At 46.4% G+C, this 23,783-nt stretch carries 21 protein-coding genes, 1 tRNA gene, 2 rRNA genes and 1 riboswitch (1 of these 25 only partly in view); of the genes, 8 read left to right on the top strand and 16 right to left on the bottom strand.

From position 1 onward, the window contains the following. The first annotated feature begins 103 nt into the window (after nucleotides 1–103). From EGM68_RS01015 to EGM68_RS01000, 4 genes are all read left to right on the top strand, one after another. Nucleotides 104–2,116: a M1 family metallopeptidase gene (locus EGM68_RS01015; protein ID WP_126666912.1), complete on the top strand. Its 2,013-nt coding sequence runs from the start codon at nucleotides 104–106 to the stop codon at nucleotides 2,114–2,116. 11 nt (nucleotides 2,117–2,127) lie between these two features. Beyond that, nucleotides 2,128–2,955, top strand: coding sequence for a hypothetical protein (locus EGM68_RS01010; RefSeq protein ID WP_013368741.1), 828 nt, complete (start codon nucleotides 2,128–2,130; stop codon nucleotides 2,953–2,955). A 276-nt stretch (nucleotides 2,956–3,231) separates the two neighbouring features. Continuing rightward, nucleotides 3,232–3,369: riboswitch (cyclic di-AMP (ydaO/yuaA leader) on the top strand. Nucleotides 3,370–3,374: 5 nt separating this feature from the next. Next, nucleotides 3,375–3,875 carry a C40 family peptidase gene (locus EGM68_RS01005; protein WP_013368740.1) on the top strand — a complete coding sequence of 167 codons (501 nt, stop codon included), beginning with the start codon at nucleotides 3,375–3,377 and terminating at the stop codon, nucleotides 3,873–3,875. Between the two features lie 303 nt (nucleotides 3,876–4,178). Further along, nucleotides 4,179–4,685: a GNAT family N-acetyltransferase gene (locus EGM68_RS01000; protein WP_025677180.1), complete on the top strand. Its 507-nt coding sequence runs from the start codon at nucleotides 4,179–4,181 to the stop codon at nucleotides 4,683–4,685. A gap of 78 nt (nucleotides 4,686–4,763) precedes the next feature. Here EGM68_RS01000 and EGM68_RS00995 read toward each other — a convergent pair whose 3' ends face one another. Beyond that, a complete protein-coding gene (locus EGM68_RS00995; protein ID WP_007428083.1) occupies nucleotides 4,764–5,063 on the bottom strand; it encodes a 4a-hydroxytetrahydrobiopterin dehydratase in 300 nt (99 codons plus the stop codon). 117 nt (nucleotides 5,064–5,180) lie between these two features. After that, entirely contained in the window at nucleotides 5,181–5,474 is a 294-nt protein-coding gene (locus tag EGM68_RS00990) for a hypothetical protein (RefSeq protein WP_013368737.1), read from the bottom strand. Between the two features lie 187 nt (nucleotides 5,475–5,661). On the opposite strand from EGM68_RS00990, the gene motA reads away from it, so the two are divergent. Continuing rightward, nucleotides 5,662–6,456, top strand: a complete 795-nt coding sequence (gene motA, locus EGM68_RS00985; RefSeq protein ID WP_013368736.1) for a flagellar motor stator protein MotA — start codon at nucleotides 5,662–5,664, stop codon at nucleotides 6,454–6,456. Beyond that, nucleotides 6,449–7,276: a flagellar motor protein MotB gene (gene motB / locus EGM68_RS00980; RefSeq protein ID WP_013368735.1), complete on the top strand. Its 828-nt coding sequence runs from the start codon at nucleotides 6,449–6,451 to the stop codon at nucleotides 7,274–7,276. The genes motA and motB overlap by 8 nt, the downstream gene beginning before the upstream one ends. A 139-nt stretch (nucleotides 7,277–7,415) precedes the next feature. Here motB and rluF read toward each other — a convergent pair whose 3' ends face one another. After that, nucleotides 7,416–8,117 (bottom strand): 23S rRNA pseudouridine(2604) synthase RluF, encoded by a 702-nt coding sequence (gene rluF / locus EGM68_RS00975; protein WP_129548513.1) that lies wholly within the window; start codon nucleotides 8,115–8,117, stop codon nucleotides 7,416–7,418. A 50-nt stretch (nucleotides 8,118–8,167) separates the two neighbouring features. Further along, entirely contained in the window at nucleotides 8,168–10,444 is a 2,277-nt protein-coding gene (locus EGM68_RS00970) for a PAS domain S-box protein (protein ID WP_014599353.1), read from the bottom strand. 328 nt (nucleotides 10,445–10,772) lie between these two features. Here EGM68_RS00970 and tadA point away from each other — a divergent pair, with 328 nt between their 5' ends. Both tadA and EGM68_RS00960 read left to right on the top strand, forming a co-directional pair. After that, on the top strand, nucleotides 10,773–11,273 hold the full coding sequence (tadA, locus tag EGM68_RS00965) for a tRNA adenosine(34) deaminase TadA (RefSeq protein ID WP_014599352.1): 501 nt from the start codon (nucleotides 10,773–10,775) through the stop codon (nucleotides 11,271–11,273). 60 nt (nucleotides 11,274–11,333) lie between these two features. Further along, on the top strand, nucleotides 11,334–11,891 hold the full coding sequence (locus EGM68_RS00960) for a GNAT family N-acetyltransferase (RefSeq protein WP_025677175.1): 558 nt from the start codon (nucleotides 11,334–11,336) through the stop codon (nucleotides 11,889–11,891). A gap of 124 nt (nucleotides 11,892–12,015) precedes the next feature. Here the strand turns inward: EGM68_RS00960 and EGM68_RS00955 are convergent, their stop codons facing one another. The 12 genes from EGM68_RS00955 to EGM68_RS00905 all read right to left on the bottom strand — a co-directional run. Continuing rightward, nucleotides 12,016–13,092 (bottom strand): hypothetical protein, encoded by a 1,077-nt coding sequence (locus EGM68_RS00955; RefSeq protein WP_014599350.1) that lies wholly within the window; start codon nucleotides 13,090–13,092, stop codon nucleotides 12,016–12,018. 195 nt (nucleotides 13,093–13,287) lie between these two features. Continuing rightward, on the bottom strand, nucleotides 13,288–13,443 hold the full coding sequence (locus EGM68_RS00950; protein ID WP_058831469.1) for a small acid-soluble spore protein P: 156 nt from the start codon (nucleotides 13,441–13,443) through the stop codon (nucleotides 13,288–13,290). A 72-nt stretch (nucleotides 13,444–13,515) separates the two neighbouring features. Continuing rightward, nucleotides 13,516–13,686, bottom strand: coding sequence for a hypothetical protein (locus tag EGM68_RS25615; RefSeq protein WP_014599348.1), 171 nt, complete (start codon nucleotides 13,684–13,686; stop codon nucleotides 13,516–13,518). Nucleotides 13,687–13,713: 27 nt separating this feature from the next. After that, nucleotides 13,714–14,055, bottom strand: a complete 342-nt coding sequence (locus EGM68_RS00945; protein ID WP_013368726.1) for a hypothetical protein — start codon at nucleotides 14,053–14,055, stop codon at nucleotides 13,714–13,716. Between the two features lie 145 nt (nucleotides 14,056–14,200). Beyond that, nucleotides 14,201–14,289: transfer RNA gene (locus tag EGM68_RS00940), tRNA-Ser, on the bottom strand. Between the two features lie 93 nt (nucleotides 14,290–14,382). Next, nucleotides 14,383–15,663: a serine--tRNA ligase gene (gene serS / locus EGM68_RS00935; RefSeq protein WP_058712451.1), complete on the bottom strand. Its 1,281-nt coding sequence runs from the start codon at nucleotides 15,661–15,663 to the stop codon at nucleotides 14,383–14,385. A gap of 36 nt (nucleotides 15,664–15,699) precedes the next feature. Then, the gene (gene pdxT / locus EGM68_RS00930; protein WP_013368724.1) at nucleotides 15,700–16,266 is read right to left on the bottom strand and encodes a pyridoxal 5'-phosphate synthase glutaminase subunit PdxT; all 567 of its coding nucleotides are present in this window, start codon (nucleotides 16,264–16,266) and stop codon (nucleotides 15,700–15,702) included. Between the two features lie 16 nt (nucleotides 16,267–16,282). Then, complete coding sequence (pdxS, locus tag EGM68_RS00925; RefSeq protein WP_013368723.1) at nucleotides 16,283–17,164, bottom strand: pyridoxal 5'-phosphate synthase lyase subunit PdxS; 882 nt, start codon at nucleotides 17,162–17,164, stop codon at nucleotides 16,283–16,285. Nucleotides 17,165–17,295: 131 nt separating this feature from the next. Continuing rightward, entirely contained in the window at nucleotides 17,296–18,684 is a 1,389-nt protein-coding gene (locus EGM68_RS00920) for a D-alanyl-D-alanine carboxypeptidase family protein (RefSeq protein WP_129548512.1), read from the bottom strand. Nucleotides 18,685–19,010: 326 nt separating this feature from the next. Then, nucleotides 19,011–20,468, bottom strand: coding sequence for an IMP dehydrogenase (guaB, locus tag EGM68_RS00915; protein ID WP_013368721.1), 1,458 nt, complete (start codon nucleotides 20,466–20,468; stop codon nucleotides 19,011–19,013). 343 nt (nucleotides 20,469–20,811) lie between these two features. Beyond that, nucleotides 20,812–20,928, bottom strand: a 5S ribosomal RNA gene (gene rrf / locus EGM68_RS00910). 78 nt (nucleotides 20,929–21,006) lie between these two features. Further along, nucleotides 21,007–23,783: ribosomal RNA gene (locus EGM68_RS00905) — 23S ribosomal RNA — on the bottom strand (it continues 151 nt past the right edge of the window).

The following is a 23,783-nucleotide window of genomic DNA, read 5'->3' as shown; positions in this document are numbered from 1 at the left end:
CCGTCTTCACACTCATTCTACACTATAAATATTTTAACTAATAATCTCCCGAAAGCAAACATATACATGCTGTAGATGCTTGTCAACGGGAGGTATCCATTGTATGACCCCAGCACGCTCCAAAATCGTTTTATTGTCTACACTAGCCCTCGGACTCCTCGCAGGGACGTTATGGTTTGCCTGGCAACCCCAATCGCAATCCGCCCCTCAGTCTGCAGGCAAACTACTATACGGCTCCGAGTCTGAGTCTGCGCTTGCGCCAGATATGGGCAAGCCTCTAGGGGCCAACATCATGCCCGACCTGCCCAAGAACCCTCCACAGCCCGCTTCGGAAATTCTCAGCAAACGGGTGGTGGAGTATCACATTGATGTATCTCTGGAAAAAGGACGGGTTTTGCGAGGCACTGAGACACTGACCTGGAGACATCCGGGCAAGAAAACTGTGAATGATCTGTATCTTCATCTATACCCGAATGCCTTCTCTTCCATGGAAACCACCTTTATGAAAGAATCCGGGGGAAAGCTGCGCGGAGACACCATGCCCAAGGACGGCTTTGGCTCCATGACGCTGACCGAACTAAAGACAGAAGATGGTTTATCTCTCATGCACCGTACTCAATATGTACAACCAGATGACGGTAACGCAAGTGACCGTTCGCTCATGAAGGTACGTCTGCCCAAGCCAGTACGAGGTGGCGAAGAAATCACACTATATATGAAGTTTGAAGTCAAACTGCCTGGCATTTTTGCTCGTATGGGTGTGACAGATGATTTTGTAATGGCTGGACAGTGGTTTCCAAAGCTCAGCGTCTATGAGACTGCAGGACAACGTGGACGCGCCGACGAGGGCTGGAACCTCCATCAGTATCATGGCAACTCCGAGTTCTATGCCGATTTTGGAATTTACAGCATACGAATTCGGGTGCCTGAAACACACATCGTAGCAGCGACCGGATTTCCCACCCGTGGTGCAGTACGACAGAACGGCCAGAAAATATATCAATTTTATGCCGATGATGTACACGATTTTGCCTGGTCCGCTTCACCCAACTTTGTAGCCGTAGAAGAACCCTTTTCTTCTACTGAAGTTCCTGGTGTCAAAATCAAGCTCTATCTGGACCCGTCCCATAAGGAACTCAAAGGACGTTATATGAGCGCAGCCAAGGCCGCCCTTTCGTACTACAGCAAATGGTACGGGCCTTATCCATATTCCACTCTATCTATCGTTGTTCCACCCAAAACAGGCAGTGGAGCCGGCGGCATGGAATATCCGACACTCATCACGGCCGCAGCTGCGGACCAACTGAATCCCGGCTATAATCTGGAACGGACGCTGGTTCATGAGATTGGGCATCAATATTTCTACGGAATGGTAGCCAATAATGAATTTGAGGAGCCCTGGCTGGATGAAGGCTTCACCTCCTATGCAGAAGAACGGCTCATGGAGCAAGAATATGGGCTTATCCCCAACTTGCCATTACAATCCGGACAGGTAGCTTCTCCACAGCCCCTAAACCGCGAATCCTGGAAGTACGGATCGTCGGCTGAGTATGCACAAAATGCCTACTCACGAGGCAAGCTGGTACTACGAGGTATTGAACGTCAGGTGGGTACGAAAAAAATGGACCGGGTTATGCGAACCTATGTCCAGACCTACCGATTCAAGCATCCGACCTCACAGGATTTTCAGCGTGTCGTGGAGAGGGTGACTGGACGCTCATGGAGCCACTATTTTGAACAATATGTATATGACGGCCAGATGGCGGACTTTTCTGTCGATCGCATCACGAACCGCAAGTTGGAGAATGGATATGAAGCAGTCGTGACGCTCAGCAAAAAAGGAGCAGATTATCCCAAGATCCCTGTTCAATTTACCTTCAAGGATGGCACCACAATATTTAAGGCATGGGACGGTACGGGCAAAAGTACATCTTTCCGACTCAAAAGCACCTCTCCCGTGTCCTATGTGACCGTTGATCCTCTATACACTATTGCACTGGAGAACAAGCATATTAATAATAGCCTGAAGGCTGAATTGGACGAAAAGCAACAAACCCGTTGGAGTGTGAGTGTAACCAAGCTGTTGGAGACACTGCTTGGAAGTCTGTCATGGTGAGGTGTCTATAGATGCGGACTGTTTTAAAAGAAGGCTGGGCGCTAGTGCGCATACGCTTTTATATCGTTATCATTTTATTTTTGTATCGTCTGCTGTGGGGAGTATTTCTCTATCGGCTGGTACAGTCGGCCGTTGTCCCGCTGCTGCTGCGTTATCCTGATCAGAGCCAAAACGAGCTGGGAAAGACCTTGTTTTGGATGGAGGGCCAGATCGCTTTGATGGACAGCCGGGAAGTACACGTATATTTATGGATACTACTAGGGGCGACCGTATTGCGCGTCCTAATCACTCCCTTCATTAGAGCTGGCATATATCAAAGCCTGTATACCGATGCGTCTGAACCGCAAAGCCTGTCCTTCTTCAAGGGGATGAAACGTCACGGTATGTCATCTCTGTTGTATTACATCATCGAGTTGGGTTTGCTGCTGCTTCCCGCCTTCTGGGTGGTACCGAGACTCTATCCTATTGTAGCAGGAACGCTGCAATCTTCCTCTTACCTGTTGCATTTGTTGCCCTATGCCATTGGGTGGGTGGCTTACGGTTGGTTCATTCGGCAGTGCATCCTGTATATGCAACTGGGCACGGTCAGTGGTCACGCCATACTATCGTCCCTGCTCGCCTTCTTTCGCCAGCTTCTTCCGGCTGTAAGCGTATCTCTCTTGCTTGGTGCTTGTGTGCTGCTGGTCTTCGGTCTATTTGGCACCGTAGCGATGATTTGGACTGGTATGTTGGCGCTAATTCTCCAGCAATCGTATCATTTTGTTACCAGTCTGGTCAGGCTGTGGCATATCAGTTCGCAGTATCGTCTATGGCACATCGATATCTCCAGCAGAGGCTAATCCCTCTCTTTATGCTTTCTCCTGCATTTTTAGCTGTCGAAAAAACTTTTTTCTTTCCCGTGCAAACGGCACATAACTGAATACTGTTAACAGAATCTGTTCCTAGGGCGTTAGGAACAGATTTTTTTTGTAACTTTTTGCGATGAAACATTTGCCAAAGCCTGCTGTCTTTGTTACAATAATCGCAGTGAACTGATAGTAACAACTTTGTAATCTTTATTGTAACCTTTATCTTAAAAACATCGTTGTCGTGAATACTGCTCTCCAAGGTGCACATCTTAAGTTAAGCCTAATTCCTGGCACCTAGGAAGCGGGGGAACCAGTTTGGGTGAATTGATCTCGCAACAGAGTGGTCATAGGGGAACCTTCTACCGAATCCTTAAGCTAACCTCGCAGGCATTGGAAGGGGTATATTTTTTTTGAAGAAGAAGCTAACGATCGCAGCCATGGGTCTCGCCATTGCCTTTACATCTTTTACATTCGGTGGCAGCAGTGCATTTGCAGACTCTAAGATGGACCAGGTCATCCAAGATGCCAAAGGAACGAACTATAGAAGCGGAGGTACTACACTCGAGGGATTCGATTGCTCCGGCTTCACAATGTATGTATTCAACAAACTGGGAATTAAACTGCCGCATCAATCTGGATCACAATTCAAAATGGGAGCTTCTGTATCCCGCGATGAAATGAGACCAGGCGACCTGGTGTTCTTCAACACCACAGGAAGAGGCGTTTCCCATGTAGGTATCTTCGTAGGTGAAGGGAAATTCGCCCACTCCTCGACTTCACGTGGTGTAGTAGTTAGCTCACTGAACGAAAATTATTACGCTAACCGTTATGTCGGTGCAAAAAGAATTATGAGCACAGACGCTTACCATTCTGTAGCTTCAGATATTCCTGATGACGACAACGTAGAATAACTACCGCACAGCAAGCTAACCCTAGCCGCAATTTGATTCTGGCCGGAATCGAATTGCGGTTTTTTATGTCCACTACATCAGTAATTATTATCATTACTGACGAACTGACACCTCAAAAGGTTTCAGTTTTAGCGAACATCGTCGTTTTTACCGCCACCGCTGGGGGAGCATATGAGCAGTAAATCCTTCTTATTGAATGTATACCCGACTTAGGTACGAAATAAACACGCTTGCCATTCTCCTACAACTTGTCTACAATCTGTGGTTAATGATTGAAGTACCTACATAAGGAGGAATGAAAAAGTGCCGGCCTCAATATCCAACTACCGGATCGTACCGATGGACGAGCATCAAGCGGCTGAAATCTGTGAGTGGCGCTATGATCCTCCCTACAACATATACGGCTGGCTTCCCTGGGAACAAATGAAGGCACTTGAAGTCGAATTTGGAAGTCCCACGCTTCGCCAAGAGCAATATGTTGCCGTACTGGACGAAGAGAATGAGCTGACGGGATTTGCTCAATATTTTCCTATGGTCGGTGTGACCCGGCTGGGTCTTGGAATGCATCCCGAAAGATGCGGACATGGCACAGGCTCCGACTTTGTCCGGGCCATTGCCGAGGAAGCCAGACGACGTCATCCACAGAATGAAATTGACCTAGAGGTTCTCACCTGGAATCAGCGGGCTATACGAGCCTACAAGGCAGCTGGATTTGAGCTGACGGATACCTATGAACGTCAGACTCCAGATGGCAGAAAACCGTTCTATTGTATGGTATATCGTCCTGAACAACAGAACCGGGTTCTATAAATAAGAGCGCCTTCGCTATACAACCGCGATGTTGTATAGCGAAGGCGCTCTTAATATATACAACAGATCATTATAAAATCAATGACTGCTGCGCATTTTTTCAAAAGCTTCATTATATTGTTGGGCTTCCTTAATATCTACGGCCATAATACCGCCATCGTCCCAAGAGGTCAAACGCAGAGTCACGGTCTTGTAATCAATCGTAATAAATGGATGGTGATTGAATGCCTCAGATATAGCGGCAACTTCATCCACGAATGCAATTCCCTTCATAAAACTGGAAAAATTATATTTCCGAACGATCCAACGTCCTTCCTCCAGTTCCCAGCCCTCCAGTTTCTCCAGATGTGCTTCAATCTCTTCTTGTGTAAAAGGCATGTTACGAACTCCTCCCCGTTTATACGGAAGCCTTTTAGCCGCTTACATGCGGCCAAAACTACGATATATTGGTGTACATATTACCACGGCCCCGTTGATAAATCCATAAGACGGCCTTCAAATCAAAGGGACCGACGTCAGCTCCTCATCTCCGATGAGTACATAGATCCGGTGCTGCTCCGGCTCATAAATCACAACGCCGCTGCCTACAGTGATTATTGGCTCCGTACCCAGTGCATAAAATAGGTCTTCTGCCAAAGCTTCATTGACTTCCTGACGCCCCATCGGGTTCAGCCTGTCCCAATCTTCTGCTTCCATTTCAAAAAATTCATAGCTATCTGGGATGCGTCCCACAGCCTCTGTCAAATCGTTCAAAATTTGTTCATACTCGCGCCCATGCTTTACTCCCATGCTATTTCCTCCAATGGTTCAGCGATTCAATACATAATCACTTTATTATACCGGAAATTGGCCCTTAACAAAAAAGAGAGTTTTGTCGATAAATACTATAATCCGTCTCATAATGACGCGCTTGGGGCAAGGACGACCCATGCGGCATGAAAGGATTCAAAATCTATTCTCATGGATGAGGTGTATCATGCAAATTACAACCATTATTGGACTTGTGCTCGGGCTTTTGTCACTGGTCGTCGGGATGATCCTGAAGGGCGCGCCAGTCGTCAATCTGGTCAATAATCCCGCTGCTTACATGATTATTTTCGTCGGAACAGCAGCAAGTATATTCATGGCGTTTCCGATGGATGACATGAAACGGGTGCCAAAGCTGTTTAAAATTATTTTCACCCAGCAGAAATTGCTGGATCGCAAGGAGCTTATCGGTACATTTACCGAATGGGCATCCATTACCCGTCGTGAAGGTCTGCTCGCGCTGGAATCCAAGGTCGAAGAGATCGACGATCCCTTTATGCGCGGCGGTATGCGAATGATTATCGATGGTAATGATCAGGAGTTCGTACGCGATGTTCTGATGGAAGACATTAACGCTACCGAAGATAGACACCGCGCTGGCGCACTGATTTTCTCCCAAGCCGGTATGTACGCTCCAACACTCGGGGTACTTGGTGCGGTTGTAGGTCTGATCGCCGCTCTGGCCGACCTTAGTGACATGGAAAAACTGTCCCATGCCATTGCAGCCGCTTTTATTGCAACGTTGCTCGGTATTTTTACAGGCTATGTCCTATGGCATCCAATGTCCAACAAGCTGAAACGGCTATCCAAGAAAGAAGTGGAACTTAAGTTAATGATGGTCGAAGGTCTGCTTTCCATTCAATCTGGTATCTCGACGATTGCCATCAGCCAGAAGCTAGCAATCTTCCTAACTCCAACCGAACGGGCTTCGATGACCCAGAAGGATGGCGATTCCAGTGAGTAAAAAGAGACATGAACCGCATGAAGAGCATGCTGACGAAAGCTGGCTGTTGCCATATTCCGACTTAATGACCCTTCTGTTGGCTCTTTTCATTGTCTTATTCGGTATGAGCTCGCTCGATGCCAAAAAATTTGAAACTATGGCTCAATCCCTGAGTTCAGCTTTTAGTGGCGGTACTGGCGTGCTGGATCACTCAGCCGCGAATCCGTCGTCACAATCCATGGATATGGGCAAAAATAAAGAAGAGGTATCACAACCCTTAAAATCGAAAGCCACTTCCACCTCTGATCTGCAAAAGCAACTCGCCCAGCGGGAAGAAGAAGATTTAAAGAAGCTTAAAAAGCAAATGGATCAGTATATTCAAAATAACGGCCTGTCCACCCTACTGAACACCAAGCTGAACCAATCCCAGCTGATGATCACCATTAGTGATAATGCCCTGTTTTCATCCGGGCAGGCCGAAGTAAAGCCAGAAGCGAGAAAGCTGGCCAAATCCATTTCCAGCATGCTCCAACAGTTTCCTGGTTATGACGTTATCGTATCAGGTCATACGGACAATGTACCTATTTCCAATAGTCAGTTTCCGTCCAACTTTGATTTGAGTGCCAAGCGTTCGCTCAATTTCTTGCGTATTTTGTTGCTCAATCCTCAGCTTGATCCTACCAAGTTTGTATCCATCGGATATGGCGAGTATCGACCATTGGCAGGCAATCAAACTGGAGCAGGACGTGCCAAAAACCGTCGTGTCGAAATTTCCGTTCTTCGCAAATATCAGAACGGTACACAAGTTATTAGTCCTACCTCAAGCTCGAATGAAGGTTGATCATCATGAATATGTTATATGAACAAAGGCACCGCCGCATTTTTTATGCAGCTGGTGCCTTTTACTTTAGGGATTTCTGTTCTCTAGCCCTGTCATATACGAGGGACAAGCGCTGTAGGCTATAAGAAGGCCTCTGGCATTAGCTAAGTGTATAATCAAGCATCTGGCCCAGTTCCAGCTTTTCAGCCTCTGTTAAATCACGCCAGGCGCCTTTCTGAAGGGATCCTAAACGAATATTCATAATTCGTAGGCGCTGCAGTTTCTTAACTTCATAACCGAAGGCAGCACACATACGTCGGATCTGACGATTTTTCCCTTCTGTCAGGATAATACGGAATACATACTCAGATACACGTGTTACTTCACAGGACAGCGTTCGATGACCGAGTATCTTTACACCGCTGGACATCCCCTGCACAAAGGATGGTGTGACTGGACGATCCACTGTTACGATATACTCTTTTTCATGCTTGCCTTCTGCCCGTAAGATCTTATTCACAATGTCCCCATCATTGGTTAATAAAATGAGACCTTCCGAATCCTTATCCAAGCGTCCAATTGGAAATATCCGCTGCGGGTGCCCCACAAAATCGACAATATTGCCTCTAATGTGGCTCTCTGTCGTGCTTGTAATGCCCACTGGCTTGTTCAATGCAATATAGACGTGATCGGACTTATCGCGCAGTGGCTTGCCGTTCACACGGACGTCATCGCCTTCCTCCGCTTGACTGCCCAGCACGGCCACTTCGCCGTTAATCGTCACGCGGCCGCTCTCTACCAGCTTGTCCGCCTCCCGGCGCGAGCAAAAGCCAGTTTCGCTGATAAATTTGTTAATGCGCAACCTGTGTACCCTCCATTTCTACGAACACACTTCCTTCTGCCCCCAGCTCATTACTCAGGCTTGGCGATCGGAAGCTGCACGAGGGCGGTTGTTCCCTCTCCCTCTGTGCTTTCAATATCCAGTGTGCCTTTATGGCTCTGTATAATACGCTGGCTGACCATAAGCCCTAGTCCTGTACCTGTTTCTTTGTTTGTGACAAAAGGTTCTCCCAGCTTGGATAGCATTTCTGCGGGAATACCCGTTCCCTGGTCCCGTATGAAGATTTTAACGCTTTCTCCCTCTAAGAACAAATGAATTGTGATGATGCCACCTTTACTCATAGCCTCCATGCTATTTTTAAGTAAATTAATGAATACCTGTTTTAACTGATTTTCTTCAGCATATACCAAGGCAGGCTCGTCCGTGACCTGAAGGTTGAATACAATACCCAACAGATGCGCCTGGCTATCCAGTAAAGAAATAACATCACTCACAATATAACGAACATCTTTTTTCTGAAAATGCACTGCCTGTGGCTTCGCCAGTATTAAAAACTCGCTAACGATCAAATTGATGCGATCCAGCTCAGACATCATAATATCGTTGTGTTTCATATTCAACACTTGATTTTGCTGCTGTAGTTGTAGGAAGCCACGTAGCGTGGTTAATGGGTTACGAATCTCATGCGCTACGCCTGCCGCCAGTTGCCCTACGGTTGTCAGCTTCTCTGATCTACGCAGCAGTTCTTCCATCCGGTTGCGCCCCGTAATATCACGCGAAACACAGATAAAGCCTAAGATTTCGCCTTGTTCATCCAGAATAGGGGACGTACTCATACTAATCTCTACTGTACTTCCATCCTTACGCATTCGTAGGGTCTCACTTGATACGATGCTTTCTCCCTGAAGCAGGCTCTCCTTCTGAAATTCATACTCCTCTTGTTGCTGCGGAGGTACAAACTCCAGCTTACGGCCAACCAATTCCTTCTTAGTCCATCCGTACAAAGCTTCGAAGGCATGGTTAACCCGAATAACACGATCCTCCTGATCGGTTACATGAATCGCATCTGCCGTCTGATTAATAACCGATTCTAGATGCTCCTTTACAGAACGGTTTTCTTCATACATCTGTTCAAGTCTTCTCGTATACATCCCCAGATTGTAGGCCATCGCATTGATGCGCTCACCCAGCCGTGCAAGCTCATGGCCGCCCTTAATTTCTAGCCGTGTATCAAAATGGCCGTCAGCCATCTCGTTCACTTTTCCCAAAATCGACTGAATCGGACGGACAAATAGGCTGGCGAGCACATAGCTTCCAATGATCACAACCTCCAATAGAACAATGGAAATAGCAACTAAACTAATCAATTGCTTAGATATAACAGAAGCGATTGTATCATAATTCATGACAATACGAATGACATAGGCATCACGGTTTGTCGGATAAAAAGGTATGTAACTGACAAGCACTCGTTCGCCTTTAATATAGCAATCTTGTACGATACTCTCTCCCGAAAGGATCGCCCTTGACACGGCCAAACGATCCTCAGGCACTCTCGCTAGTTGATACGTGCCGAATTGAATCGGTTCGTTGTACATGTAATAGTGTTTTCGGTCGTTACCGTTCTTGTCCATCGTAGCGCCACCAAAGGTTGCAGGGTTGATTCCTGTTATCTCCAAAATGCGATAATCCACTTGCTGAGTCTGCTTCACAATCTCAGCTGGACTCAAGATAGGTATAAAATCCTGGACTGAAGTATCCTGGAAGGATACTCGAATTAAGTAATTGCGTTTTTGGTCATAATAAAATCCCCATTTATTAATATGTGAGGAGGCTGAATCTGTGTAATCAAAAGAACTGGTCCAAAAATGATCCAGATTCTGACCATGCGCCATGGCCACCTGTCCATGCTCATATAATTGGTCAACTGCATTTTTCCAATACCCCATTAATGGATCGGATGACGTTAGCTCTTTAGGATTCGAAGATTTGACAACCTTATACCCCTGTCCATCTCGGATCATCAAAGAGATATTAATATCCCTGTGGAGTGTAGCTATCTGTTGTAGCTGTTCCTGCTGGATATTTCGGATGTCGGGATCAAGCTGATTGGCAGCCAACGTAGCAGAGAGCCACAGATTATATCCGAGCTGCTTGTCAACAGCCTCCCAACTATGTCGGGTTTGTTCAATAGCTCCTCCGATGATTTTAGCCGTCAGAACCATTTTGGTTTCACTGTCACTTCTTAGATTTTCGTGGGTCGTGTAGTAATTGAGTGCGATGTTTAACAATAGGATAAACAGGACCGACCCCGACAAAATGATCGTTATTCTGATTTTTATCGACACACTGATTTCTCACCTCTTGCCGTATGCTGGCGATTACTGGCAATTGCTAACTCAATGATACCGTAATAGTGCCTGGGATACCAGCATTTACATTTACCGGATATACATAAATACACATCCTGTGAACAATGTTGTCAATAGGCGAGCATTTACCTACAATGTATTAAGATAATCATCCACATATAGTCCACAAATACACAGATGTTATTATAAACTGTGGATAAACCTGTGGACAAGTATGGTGTTATCCACAATTTTATTCACATCATGTTAACAACGGAATACTTGTTCGTTGGATAATTCCGCGTTTGAAAGGAGCATTTTCCCAGTGACCATTATGGATCACGCCTATTGGATGAGAGAAGCCATTCAGGAAGCGTACAAGGCAGAAGCGTTGGGTGAAGTCCCCATCGGAGCTGTCATTGTAAAAGATAATGAAATCATCGGTCGCGGCTACAATTTGCGCGAGACCGACACCGACCCAACTGCACACGCAGAGATGGTTGCCATCCGGCAGGCCAGTGAGCATTTGGGAGCTTGGCGCCTGCTGGATTGCAGGCTGTATGTCACTTTGGAGCCGTGTCCGATGTGCGCTGGAGCCATTGTGCAATCACGTGTCCCCCATCTCATATACGGCACCACAGATCCCAAGGCGGGCTGCGCAGGCACGCTAATGAATTTATTGCAGGAGCCTCGGTTCAATCATTGTACAGAAGTAACCAGTGGTGTACTTCAGGAGGAATGTGCCTCCATGCTAACAAACTTTTTTCGGCAGCTCCGGCAAAAAAGAGCGGCTGCCAAATTGTCTCCTCCTTCATCTCCATCCTGAGGAGGAAAAGTCTAAAGTTCTTCATCTCACTGCTAATTCCTCATGAAAGGAGATCATCCCATGCCTATGAGCTTGTATAATACGCCTCAAGGTATCTTTTTACGTCCCCTAAGCTTGGAGGATGGAGAAGCTCTTCTCGCCCTTAGGCTTCGAAATAGGGACTCTCATGCGCCCTATGAACCGCTGTATGAGGATTCATTTTTCACTTTAGAGAAACAGCAGGATTACATCCGTGAGAGATTGCGCCAAGCGGAAGAAGATCGAGGATACTTGTTTGGTATCTTTCTCCTAAAACAAGAACGGCTGATAGGTTATATCTCTATTTCCAATCTGGTGCGTGGAGTTGGACAATTCGCCGATGTCGGCTATATGATGGATCAACATGAGCAGGGAAAAGGGCATATGACGGCTGCCTTAAAATTGATCATACAGTATGCCTTCCGTGCCTTATCTCTACATCGCCTCCAAGCAGGCACCCTTCTCCATAATGATCGCTCACAACGCGTATTACAGAAGTGTGGCTTTCAGCCAGAAGGTATTGCTCGCAAGCTGGTACAGATTCAGGGCGAATGGCAGGATCATCAGATGTTCGGAATTCTAGCTGAGGATCACGTGTGACGAATCTCAATAACCGCACGGAGGATAACTTATTCATAAACAAAAAAAACCGCCCGGCCTACGCCGAGCGGTTTTCTTACATCACATTCGAAGGAATGATGTTTGTAATCATGTTACCTCCTAATTAAGGAGATACAGTTTGCATTTTTTGTTGTAGCTGTTCAATAGTCAGGACTTGATCAGCTGTTGGAATACCCACTTTAAATGCTGCTTTTTCATTGATTTTGCTGTATTGCGAGTAGCCTGTTACAGACAATTTCACATTGTCTTTCGTAGAAGGATCATTCACTTCCACGTTCGCATTCAGATCTTGATACACAGGAACGTTATCCTTGTTCAGAGCAGTGTTAATGTCAAACTGTTTCACTGTCAAATAGTTCTTCAACTCATCCAGCTTTTTGCTGACTTCGCTGGTGTTGGATTGCAGTTCTTTCTTCGCTTCAGCCAGTTCTTCCTTCTTCACTTGAAGCATGCTAGCATATTCGTCTTTAGACATAATATCTAGGACCTTAGGAAGCGCCTTAGTAATAAATGTATTAGTCGCTTGCTTCACATTGTCGTTCGTGATTTTAAATTGAACCACTTGTTTAGCTTCAACGCCTTGCGGCAATTTAGCATCTTTAGGATCAATATCAAAGAAATACGTAGCTTGATCATACTCATTCATAATCGCAGCAATCACTTCGTTCGCAAATTTCTGCGATTTTTCCTGATCCATAGTTGCAGGGTTAAACTCTTGTCCTGATTGTTTAGCCAGTTCTTGTGGATCAATGAGTAGGAATTTACCTACAACATCCTGTGGAAGCGGGTAAAATGGAATATTAGGAATTTTAACGTACAATTTATCTTTAGTCATTACCATTGGAATCGTAAAGCTGGTAGAAAGATCACCTTTCAAATGAATGCCCAGCGTCATTTCAGATTGGAAAGGCTCTTTTTGGTATACACCATCCATTGTAATATCAGCATTTTTCAGCATGCTAGTTACCATTGCACTTTGCTCAGCTGGAACAGAGGCAGAGGTAATTGTCAGTTCCTTAACGGTAAATTGACTTTTGGATTCATAGGAATTCAGCTTCATAGCATTTGCTGTACCGGTCGTAACAGCTTCCTTCGGTTCTAACTTCTTGCTACAACCTACCAGCGCTACCGTCATAAGCAACACCATAGTGAGGACCAAGACGGATAATTTTTTACTCATTGTGTAGATTCTCTCCTCTCAAATTAACCCCTTTTTTTATGCTATAAAAAAATACACACCTTCTATTTTAACTCATATTCACAAACGGCGAAACACTTATTGGAAAATTTTCTTACAATAAGCACAAAGACACCCTGGCTCTCTAACCAGGGTGTACTATACTTTGTAATATTTTTAGGAGAAAAGTCTGACTGCTTATGAACCTTGTCTGTTGTGGTGATCGACGTGATTCCGCTGTTTCACCTTCTTGGAACCGGATAGGGGCTCTTGTTGATGAGTACGCTCACGCTTTTCATTACTTCCGCCAGAATCCTGGGCCTCGGGAACAGGAACAGCTCTAGGCTTGCCCATTTACGCATCCTCCATTCTAAGTCTAAATTATTGGTACATCAACAAATCCGTTTATTACCATTTAAAATAGGACTATAGATGGGTCAGATCTTCCGTTTTATCGTGATTCAGTGAATCCTGATGACGACGATCATTACGATCCTGCTGCACTTGCTGTGCCTGATGACTATTTACTGGACGTTGCTCCAAATCATCGACAATGTTGGACAGGTTTTTATCCATTCCATTTTTGGCCTTTGTCATGTCGCCTTCCTCCTCATTCCTTCATGACTACGAGTGCGTTAATGACTGTAATGTTTGGGCACATTGGTGAATGTGCCGAGTATAATCGGACACCAGCTGTTGAATGATATCTGTTCGTTCATCCACAGACCGCCCGTCACGCTCTACATCGACTAAGCTAACCTGTACTTCCCGGGAATCTACATACGTACACGCAAAATCAAAGGAGTACATTTGTCGGCCTTCTACCTCGATATGGATTCGTATAGCCCGGTTATCGGCTTCATCTGCCTGTACCTGTGTTTTATCCCCTGAATTCAAAAGAATCGGCAGTTGTTCCTGCCAGGCCTCTACCAGCTTTTGCTGATCTACTGTCATTTCTCGATTCATGCCAGCACCTCCACATCTGATAACGTGTGAAAAAAACAGGCTTTTTATACAACAAAAAAGCCATTCTTCACGATTCCTGATCATTAGCATATAGAACCTAATGTACCAGCTATCGTATTTGAATGGCTTGGTTTTATTTAGAATATGGCGGAGAGGATGGGATTCGAACCCATGTGAGCTTGCACTCTAACGGTTTTCAAGACCGCCCCGTTATGACCGCTTCGGTACCTCTCCAGGTGGTAAATGGATAAAGCTGCTTCCCTCTATCAAACAACTCAGGCGCAACAAAATTATTTTACCACAGAATTTTTAAGAATGCAAGGCTTACTATTTAGGAGTTATAACCTCAATGCCTCGCATATATGAACGCAGCACTTCGGGAATCACAATGCTTCCGTCCTCTTGCTGATAGTTCTCCAAAATAGCAGCTACAGTCCGCCCTACAGCCAATCCTGAACCGTTCAGCGTATGTACAAATTCAGGCTTTGCCTTCGCATCTGGACGAAACCGGATGTTTGCACGACGTGCTTGGAAGTCTTCTGTGTTGGAACAGGAAGAAATCTCACGGTACATGCCGCTCTCAGGCAACCATACTTCCAGATCGTACGTTTTGGCAGACGTAAACCCCATATCCCCTGTGCAAAGTGCCAGCACCCGATATGGAAGTCCGAGCAGCTGCAAAACACGCTCAGCGTTATTCGTCATTTTCTCTAATTCTTCATAAGAGGTATCCGGGTGGACCAGCTTGAGCATTTCCACCTTATTGAACTGATGCTGACGAATCAAGCCACGTGTATCACGTCCTGCAGATCCTGCCTCTGAGCGAAAGCAAGAGCTGTATGCCACATAATATTTAGGAAGCTGATCTGCATTCATAATCTCTTCACGGTGGTAGTTCGTTACCGGAACTTCGGCCGTAGGAATGAGATAATACTCAGTATCACGCAATTTAAACAAATCTTCTTCAAACTTTGGAAGCTGACCCGTTCCGTACAGACTGTCCCGATTTACAATGTATGGAGGTAGCATTTCTTCATAACCATGCTCACTACTGTGCAGATCCATCATAAAGTTAATTAGCGCACGTTCCAAACGCGCTCCCAGTCCCTTATAGAACGTAAAACGAGAACCCGTCACCTTAGCTGCAGCCTCAAAATCAAGAATATCTAGATCCTGAGCCAACTCCCAATGTGCTTTGGGTGTAAAAGAAAACTCGCGTGGCTCTGACCAGCGACGAATTTCCACATTGTCCTCTTCCGAAGCGCCTACAGGCACAGTCTCATTGGGGATATTAGGAATCGACATGACCAGTTCGTCGATCTGAACTTCCAGTTCACGCACTTGCTCATCCAATTCTTTAATACGATCGGAGACCTGGCGCATTTCAGCAATAAGATCATCCGCATTTTCCTTATTCTTCTTCAACTTGGCTACTTCACCAGATACGACATTCCGACGATTTTTGAGTCCTTCACTTTCCTGAAGCAACTCACGACGGCTTACATCCAGATCTGTAAAACCATTAATCAGATCCAGAGATTTACCTCTGTTCTGTAAAGCTTTCTCAACCCGACCAAGCTCATTACGCAAAATCTTTATATCTAACACAGGTGATCCCTCCTACACTACAAACCTGACTTTCCGCTATCCGCGGACCATATCCACAAAATACTGATGTAACCGGAAATCGTCTGTTAATTCCGGATGGAAGGATGAAGCCAGCAAATGACCCTGACGGGCTGCCACAATCTCGCCGTTATACTCAGACAGCACATCTACTCCCATTCCGACAGATTGTATTAAAGGCGCGCGTATAAACACCGCACGAACCGGCTCCTCAATCCCTTTAATGTTCAAGTCTGTTTCAAAGCTTTCTCGTTGGCGACCAAAAGCATTACGCGATACTGTAATATCCATTAGTCCCAAATGTGCTTCTTCCTGTCCTTGAATCGTTTTGGCCAGTACAATCAATCCCGCGCAAGTGCCAAATACAGGCTTGCCTTGATTGGAAAATTGACGTATAGCCTCTATAAAATCATACTTGCGCATTAGCTTGCCGATAGTTGTGCTCTCACCACCGGGAATGATAAGACCGGACAGCTCATCGAGCTGTTCGATCTTCTTCACTGCTATACCTTCAGCACCTGCACGTTCAACGCTTCGTATATGCTCAGCCACAGCGCCTTGCAGCGACAATACTCCTATTTTCATGCCGGCCCCTTCTTTCTTACCAACCACGATCCTGCATGCGCTCATGCGATGCCAGTTTGGAAATTTCAATGCCTTTCATAGGAGTTCCCAAATTCTTGGACACTTCTGCAATCAGCTTGTAATCCGTGTAATGAGTGGTCGCTTCCACAATTGCCCGTGCAAATTTCTCAGGGCTGTCCGACTTGAAGATACCAGAGCCTACAAAAACACCATCAGCGCCTAAATGCATCATCAACGCAGCATCCGCAGGTGTTGCTACACCGCCTGCTGCAAAGTTGACCACTGGTAGCTTACCAAGCTCATGCACTTCCAACAGCAGTTCATAAGCAACTCCGAGGTTTTTCGCTTCTGCATACAGCTCGTCCTTCGACAGGTTTTGCACCTTGCGAATTTGACCATTAATAAACCGCATGTGACGAACAGCCTCAACAATATTTCCAGTTCCCGGTTCACCCTTTGTACGGATCATAGATGCGCCTTCACCGATACGACGCAATGCTTCCCCTAGATCTTTGGCTCCACAAACAAATGGAACGGTGAACTCCCGCTTATCGATATGGAACACCTCATCTGCAGGTGTCAATACTTCACTCTCATCGAGATAGTCAACACCGAGAGATTCGAGTACCTTTGCCTCAACAAAGTGACCAATACGAGCCTTAGCCATAACAGGAATAGAAACAACCTTCATAACCTCTTCCACAATCGTAGGGTCAGCCATACGAGCAACCCCACCAGCTGCACGGATATCCGAAGGCACTCGTTCAAGAGCCATTACGGCTGTAGCGCCTGCTGCCTCTGCAATTTTAGCCTGTTCAGCGTTCATGACATCCATGATTACGCCGCCTTTTTGCATCTCTGCCATACCTCTTTTTACACGCGAAGTTCCCGTTTCCATGTCGTTGCCTCCTGTATGGGTTACGTTTAGATTCTAACTTAAGATTTTACCGTACGAACGCCAAATACACAATCATTTCAAGTTACAAAATAAGTAATGCAGGACACGTTAGGTCGATTAGCATTTCATCTTTAGAAGAGATTCTTAATTCCCTGGAACAAATCGCCGAAGAAATCACCAATTGCCCGGAAAAGCATTCGGAACCAGCCGCCTTCTTCTACTGCCGTGGTTGTAACCAAATCAACAGTTTTCGTCTGGCCTTTATCCACGCCATCCGTTTTGTATGTGTACGTAATCGTACCGACTTTAGCCCCTTGTTTCAAAGGTGCCACGAGAGAGCTTGCTGGTGTTATGTTCGTTGTAAAGGTTACCTTAGGATTGCTTGCACCCTTAGGTACGATAAAACTTACTGCATCTTTTGTGACAATCGGCACTTCTGTTTCCGTACCTTTGGTTACAGGCACATTCTCAACGCCCTTAACCACCGTCTTTGGAGCAACAACCTGCTTCACTTCAAAGTTATCAAAGCCATAGTTCAGCACTTTAGCCGTCTCTGTAAAACGGTGTGCATCAGAGTCAGCGCCCATAACTACACTGATGAGACGCATTCCATTACGTTCAGCCGTACCTGTAAAACAGTTTCCAGCATTAGCCGTATGACCTGTTTTCATTCCGTCTAAACCTGGATAAGCAAACTTTCTAAAGTTAGTAATATTTTTGTTCGCTTCTAGCATCCAGTTATAGTTAATAATCGGTGCTTTGTCGGTTGGACGGAATTTGTACGATTGAATTGTGGTAAACCGTGTATAATCCGGATGGTCCTTAATGATGTAACCTGCCAGAGTAGCTGCATCTCTCGCAGTCATCACAGTTTCCCGGTCAGTGTCCGGTTGAAATCCTGTAGGCATATCCTTACGGTCCAAGCCAGTCGAGTTGATAAAATACGTATTTTTCATACCCATTCTCTGAGCTGTTTCATTCATTAGTTTTACAAAATCCTGCTCGGTTCCAGATACGCGTTCAGCAAGAGCTACTGTGGCATCATTGGCAGAACCTACTGCCATGGCAATATAAAGCTCTTCTACCGTATGTTGATCCCCTTGAGCCAAAAAAATACGTGATCCAATACTCTTAGAAGCATTCTCGTTAACCGTAACCTTATCCGTCCACTTAAGTTTGCCTTGCTTAACCTGCTCAGCCACAATGTATTCTGTCATCATTTTAGTCATACTGGCTGGCGGGAGCGGCTCATCTGGATTCATAGAGAGCAAAACCTGCCCAGTGGAAGGCTCAATCAAAATGGCCGAACGAAGTGCCAGACTAGGGGGGGTAATGGAACCTGTTCCCGTGATATTCGTTGCCTCTGTTGCCGCTCCAGCAGCAAAAGTAGCCACGCTTGAATCGAAATTGCCTACAACAGGCAAGGACGACATATACATCATATTAAGCACCATGACTGCAGTCACACTCTTTTTAATCATGCTGCGTTTATTATTCTTTTTAAAATTGTTCGCTTTCAAATGAATACAAACTCCTCTCGTACCTTAACCCGATCCGCTATATATAACGAGACGGTGGTTACAGCCTTTACTCGGCCAAAGAATTAATGTTTTAGTGTTATACAATTTAATGTCATTTCGTTTCCTAAGATATAGCTTGTCATGAGCATTCTGTGCTCGAATCTTCTTAACTGGTAGGAATCATCCAAAATACCTATGCGTCCTAATTCATCAATAACCTCATGAGAAGGCGGACACTTGTCTATTCTATCACAGGGGTATCTCTAAAAAAAGACAGGCAGAGCGAAATGCGCTCTGCCTGTCGTCAAGTCAAATACAGCTGAATTTTATAGAGAGTAGTTTGGCGCTTCTTTCGTAATCTGCACATCATGCGGATGGCTTTCGCGCAGACCTGCACCTGTAATACGGATAAAGCTTGTATCGTTACGAAGCTCTTCAATATTAGCAGTACCACAATATCCCATACCGGAGCGAAGACCGCCCAACAGCTGGTGAACAGTGTCGGATAGTGGTCCTTTATAAGCAACGCGTCCCTCAATGCCTTCCGGTACCAATTTCTTGTCGTCATCTTGGAAATAACGATCTTTACTACCTTGCTTCATCGCAGCCATAGAGCCCATACCACGATATACTTTGAAGCGACGTCCTTGATAAATTTCCGATTCGCCTGGGCTCTCTTCCGTACCTGCAAAAAGACTTCCCAGCATTACTGCAGAAGCCCCTGCCGCAATGGCCTTTGTAATTTCACCGGAGTATTTAATACCTCCATCTGCAATAATCGGAATATTATATTCACGTGCTACTGTTGCACAATCATAAATAGCTGTTATTTGCGGAACTCCAATCCCTGCAATTACGCGTGTTGTACAGATAGAGCCTGGGCCAATACCAACCTTAACGACCGATGCTCCTGCTTCAATCAATTCGCGCGTTCCATCACCCGTAGCTACATTACCTGCTACAATCGTCAGATCAGGATAAGTTTTACGCAACTCGCGGACTGCTTCAATAATGTTAATATGATGGCCATGAGCGGAATCCACAACAATCAAATCCACACCAGCTTTTACAAGTGCTTCAGTCCGTTCAAACGTATCCTTGGAAATGCCGACAGCCGCACCGACCAGAAGACGCCCTTGTGCATCCTTCGCTGCGTTCGGAAACTGAATAGCTTTCTCAATATCTTTGATGGTGATCAGACCTTTGAGGTAGTTCCCTTCATCGACCAGAGGAAGCTTTTCAATTTTATGCTTTTGCAAAATGACTTCCGCTTCCTGTAAAGTCGTGCCTACTGGTGCAGTTACCAATTCTTCCTTTGTCATGACTTCACTAATTTTAAGATCAAAATTGTGAATAAAGCGAAGATCACGGTTAGTAATAATACCCACCAGTTTGTTTTCTTCGTTTACAACAGGCACACCGGAAATACGGTATTTACCCATAACAGCCTCAGCATCGGACACCAAATGATCCGGAGTTAATGAGAACGGGTTGGTGATAACACCGCTCTCTGAGCGTTTAACCCGATCTACCTCTACCGCTTGCTGCTCAATCGACATATTTTTATGAATAACACCGATACCGCCCTCACGAGCCATTGCAATTGCCAACACTGCCTCAGTAACAGTATCCATACCAGCACTCATCAAAGGAATGTTCAGCTTCACGTTATCACTCAAACGAGTCGCTACGCTTACTTCTTTGGGCAGTACCACCGACTTACGAGGTACCAACAAAACATCGTCAAAGGTAAGGCCTTCCTTACCGAATTTATCTTCCCACACCAAGATGATCCTCCTTCAAAATGTTTAGTCTGTATTGGTCTTGTTGTCTGTCCGACATGGACAAATCAAGGCTCTCTGAAAATATATTATTGCAATCTTAGCAAAGCGGTATAGGGGTGTCAAGCCTTCATCAACAGCCCTAACCCGTAGTATTCCCCTGTACAAACAACTGTACTCCTACGAAGGACAACCATTATAAACAAACGGTTTTAAGGATAGCTATCTACTTACAAAAGTATATTTTACTTTGAGTAAGCAACAGAGAAGTAAGAATATAAGTAATTTCAACTACATGCAAAAAAGGACCATGATCTCAATAAGATCATGGTCCTTTTTACTTGTTGCTTGGCAACGTCCTACTCTCCCAGGACCCTGCGGTCCAAGTACCATCGGCGCTGGAGGGCTTAACAGTCGTGTTCGGGATGGGTACGTGTGGAACCCCTCCGCTATCGCCACCAAACATGAATTTGCCTCGCAAATTCTAACTTCAAGGTTACACCCTGAAAACTGGATCCGAAACTTCATTGCGCTTTATCTTTAGGATAAGCCCTCGACCGATTAGTATTGGTCAGCTCCATGCATTACTGCACTTCCACCCCCAACCTATCTACCTCGTCGTCTTCAAGGGGTCTTACATACTGGGAAATCTCATCTTGAGGGGGGCTTCACGCTTAGATGCTTTCAGCGCTTATCCCTTCCGTACATAGCTACCCAGCGGTGCTCCTGGCGGAACAACTGGTACACCAGCGGTACGTCCATCCCGGTCCTCTCGTACTAAGGACAGCTCCTCTCAAATTTCCTACGCCCACGACAGATAGGGACCGAACTGTCTCACGACGTTCTGAACCCAGCTCGCGTACCGCTTTAATGGGCGAACAGCCCAACCCTTGGGACCTACTTCAGCCCCAGGATGCGATGAGCCGACATCGAGGTGCCAAACCTCCCCGTCGATGTGGACTCTTGGGGGAGATAAGCCTGTTATCCCCAGGGTAGCTTTTATCCGTTGAGCGATGGCCCTTCCATGCGGTACCACCGGATCACTAAGCCCGACTTTCGTCCCTGCTCGACTTGTAGGTCTCGCAGTCAAGCTCCCTTCTGCCTTTGCACTCTTCGAATGATTTCCAACCATTCTGAGGGAACCTTGGGGCGCCTCCGTTACTCTTTAGGAGGCGACCGCCCCAGTCAAACTGCCCACCTGACACTGTCCTCGCACCGGATCACGGTACCAAGTTAGAACCTAGATACGATCAGGGTGGTATCCCAAGGATGCCTCCTCTCAAGCTGGCGCTCAAGATTCTACGGCTCCCACCTATCCTGTACAGATCGTACCCAAATTCAATATCAAGCTGCAGTAAAGCTCCATGGGGTCTTTCCGTCTTGTCGCGGGTAACCTGCATCTTCACAGGTATTAAAATTTCACCGGATCTCTCGTTGAGACAGCGCCCAAGTCGTTACGCCATTCGTGCGGGTCAGAATTTACCTGACAAGGAATTTCGCTACCTTAGGACCGTTATAGTTACGGCCGCCGTTTACTGGGGCTTCGGTTCATAGCTTCGCTCCGAAGAGCTTACCACTCCCCTTAACCTTCCAGCACCGGGCAGGCGTCAGCCCGTATACTTCGCCTTGCGGCTTCGCACAGACCTGTGTTTTTGCTAAACAGTCGCTTGGGCCTTTTCACTGCGGCCCCCTCGGGCTATTCACCCTACCGAGGCACCCCTTCTCCCGAAGTTACGGGGTCATTTTGCCGAGTTCCTTAACGAGAGTTCTTCCGCGCGCCTTAGAATTCTCTTCTCGCCTACCTGTGTCGGTTTGCGGTACGGGCACCTTCTCCTGGCTAGAGGCTTTTCTTGGCAGTCTGAGATCATGACCTTCGCTACTATAATTTTCGCTCCCCATCACAGCCCAGCCTTACGATGTGCGGATTTGCCTACACATCAGCCTCACTGCTTAGACGGACATCCATCAGTCCGCGTCACTACCCTACTGCGTCACCCCATCGCTCATCACGGATTACGGTGGTACAGGAATTTCTACCTGTTGTCCTTCGACTACGCCTATCGGCCTCGCCTTAGGTCCCGACTTACCCTGAGCGGACGAACCTTCCTCAGGAACCCTTAGGCTTTCGGCGGATCTGATTCTCACAGATCTTTTCGTTACTCATACCGGCATTCTCACTTGAATGCAGTCCAGCGCTCCTTCCGGTACACCTTCAACCCGCATTCAACGCTCCCCTACCCCTGATGCAAGCATCAAGCCATAGCTTCGGTGGTGTGTTTAGCCCCGTTACATTTTCGGCGCAGAGTCACTCGACCAGTGAGCTATTACGCACTCTTTCAATGGTGGCTGCTTCTAAGCCAACATCCTGGTTGTCTGTGCAACTCCACATCCTTTCCCACTTAACACACACTTGGGGACCTTAGCTGATGGTCTGGGCTGTTTCCCTTTCGACAATGGATCTTAGCACTCACTGTCTGACTCCCGGAACTAAATCTATGGCATTCGGAGTTTGACTGAGCTTGGTAACCCTTGCGGGCCCCGCACCCAATCAGTGCTCTACCTCCACGATTCTTCTTTCCGAGGCTAGCCCTAAAGCTATTTCGGGGAGAACCAGCTATCTCCGGGTTCGATTGGAATTTCTCCGCTACCCCCACCTCATCCCCGCATTTTTCAACATGCGTGGGTTCGGGCCTCCAGTGCGTGTTACCGCACCTTCACCCTGGACAGGGGTAGATCACCCGGTTTCGGGTCTACGTCCACGTACTCAAGTCGCCCTATTCAGACTCGCTTTCGCTGCGGCTTCAGCTCTTCACCTTAACCTTGCACGGGAACGTAACTCGCCGGTTCATTCTACAAAAGGCACGCCATCACCCATAGATCGGGCTCTGACTTCTTGTAAGCACACGGTTTCAGGATCTATTTCACTCCCCTTCCGGGGTGCTTTTCACCTTTCCCTCACGGTACTGCTTCACTATCGGTCGCCAGGGAGTATTTAGCCTTGGCAGATGGTCCTGCCGGATTCATACGGGGTTTCACGTGCCCCGCACTACTCGGGATCCGTCTCGGAGGGAACAAGTTTTGAACTACAGGGCTTTTACCTTCTCTGGCGGGCCTTTCCAGACCTCTTCATCTAACCGGTTCCTTTGTAACTCCATGTGAGACGTCCCACAACCCCAAGGAGCAAGCTCCTTGGTTTGGGCTAATCCGCGTTCGCTCGCCGCTACTGACGGAATCACTATTGTTTTCTCTTCCTCAGGGTACTTAGATGTTTCAGTTCCCCTGGTCTGCCTCTCACTCACCTATGAATTCAGTGAGTAG

Source organism: Paenibacillus sp. M-152, from assembly GCF_003856555.1.
In the GTDB taxonomy this organism is placed as follows: Bacteria; Bacillota; Bacilli; order Paenibacillales; family Paenibacillaceae; genus Paenibacillus; species Paenibacillus polymyxa_C.
Note: the sequence above shows the minus strand (reverse complement) of the source record. Positions and strands in the feature narration are given on the sequence as shown.

Coding starts and splice junctions, on each gene's coding strand:
- EGM68_RS25615 (WP_014599348.1), bottom strand. CDS start 13,686: ATGACAAAGGCCAAAAATGGAATGGATAAAAACCTGTCCAACATTGTC.
- EGM68_RS01015 (WP_126666912.1), top strand. CDS start 104: ATGACCCCAGCACGCTCCAAAATCGTTTTATTGTCTACACTAGCCCTC.
- EGM68_RS00950 (WP_058831469.1), bottom strand. CDS start 13,443: ATGGGCAAGCCTAGAGCTGTTCCTGTTCCCGAGGCCCAGGATTCTGGC.
- pdxS (WP_013368723.1), bottom strand. CDS start 17,164: ATGGAAACGGGAACTTCGCGTGTAAAAAGAGGTATGGCAGAGATGCAA.
- EGM68_RS00960 (WP_025677175.1), top strand. CDS start 11,334: ATGCCTATGAGCTTGTATAATACGCCTCAAGGTATCTTTTTACGTCCC.
- EGM68_RS00955 (WP_014599350.1), bottom strand. CDS start 13,092: ATGAGTAAAAAATTATCCGTCTTGGTCCTCACTATGGTGTTGCTTATG.
- pdxT (WP_013368724.1), bottom strand. CDS start 16,266: ATGAAAATAGGAGTATTGTCGCTGCAAGGCGCTGTGGCTGAGCATATA.
- EGM68_RS01010 (WP_013368741.1), top strand. CDS start 2,128: ATGCGGACTGTTTTAAAAGAAGGCTGGGCGCTAGTGCGCATACGCTTT.
- motA (WP_013368736.1), top strand. CDS start 5,662: ATGCAAATTACAACCATTATTGGACTTGTGCTCGGGCTTTTGTCACTG.
- EGM68_RS00990 (WP_013368737.1), bottom strand. CDS start 5,474: ATGGGAGTAAAGCATGGGCGCGAGTATGAACAAATTTTGAACGATTTG.
- EGM68_RS00945 (WP_013368726.1), bottom strand. CDS start 14,055: ATGAATCGAGAAATGACAGTAGATCAGCAAAAGCTGGTAGAGGCCTGG.
- EGM68_RS00995 (WP_007428083.1), bottom strand. CDS start 5,063: ATGCCTTTTACACAAGAAGAGATTGAAGCACATCTGGAGAAACTGGAG.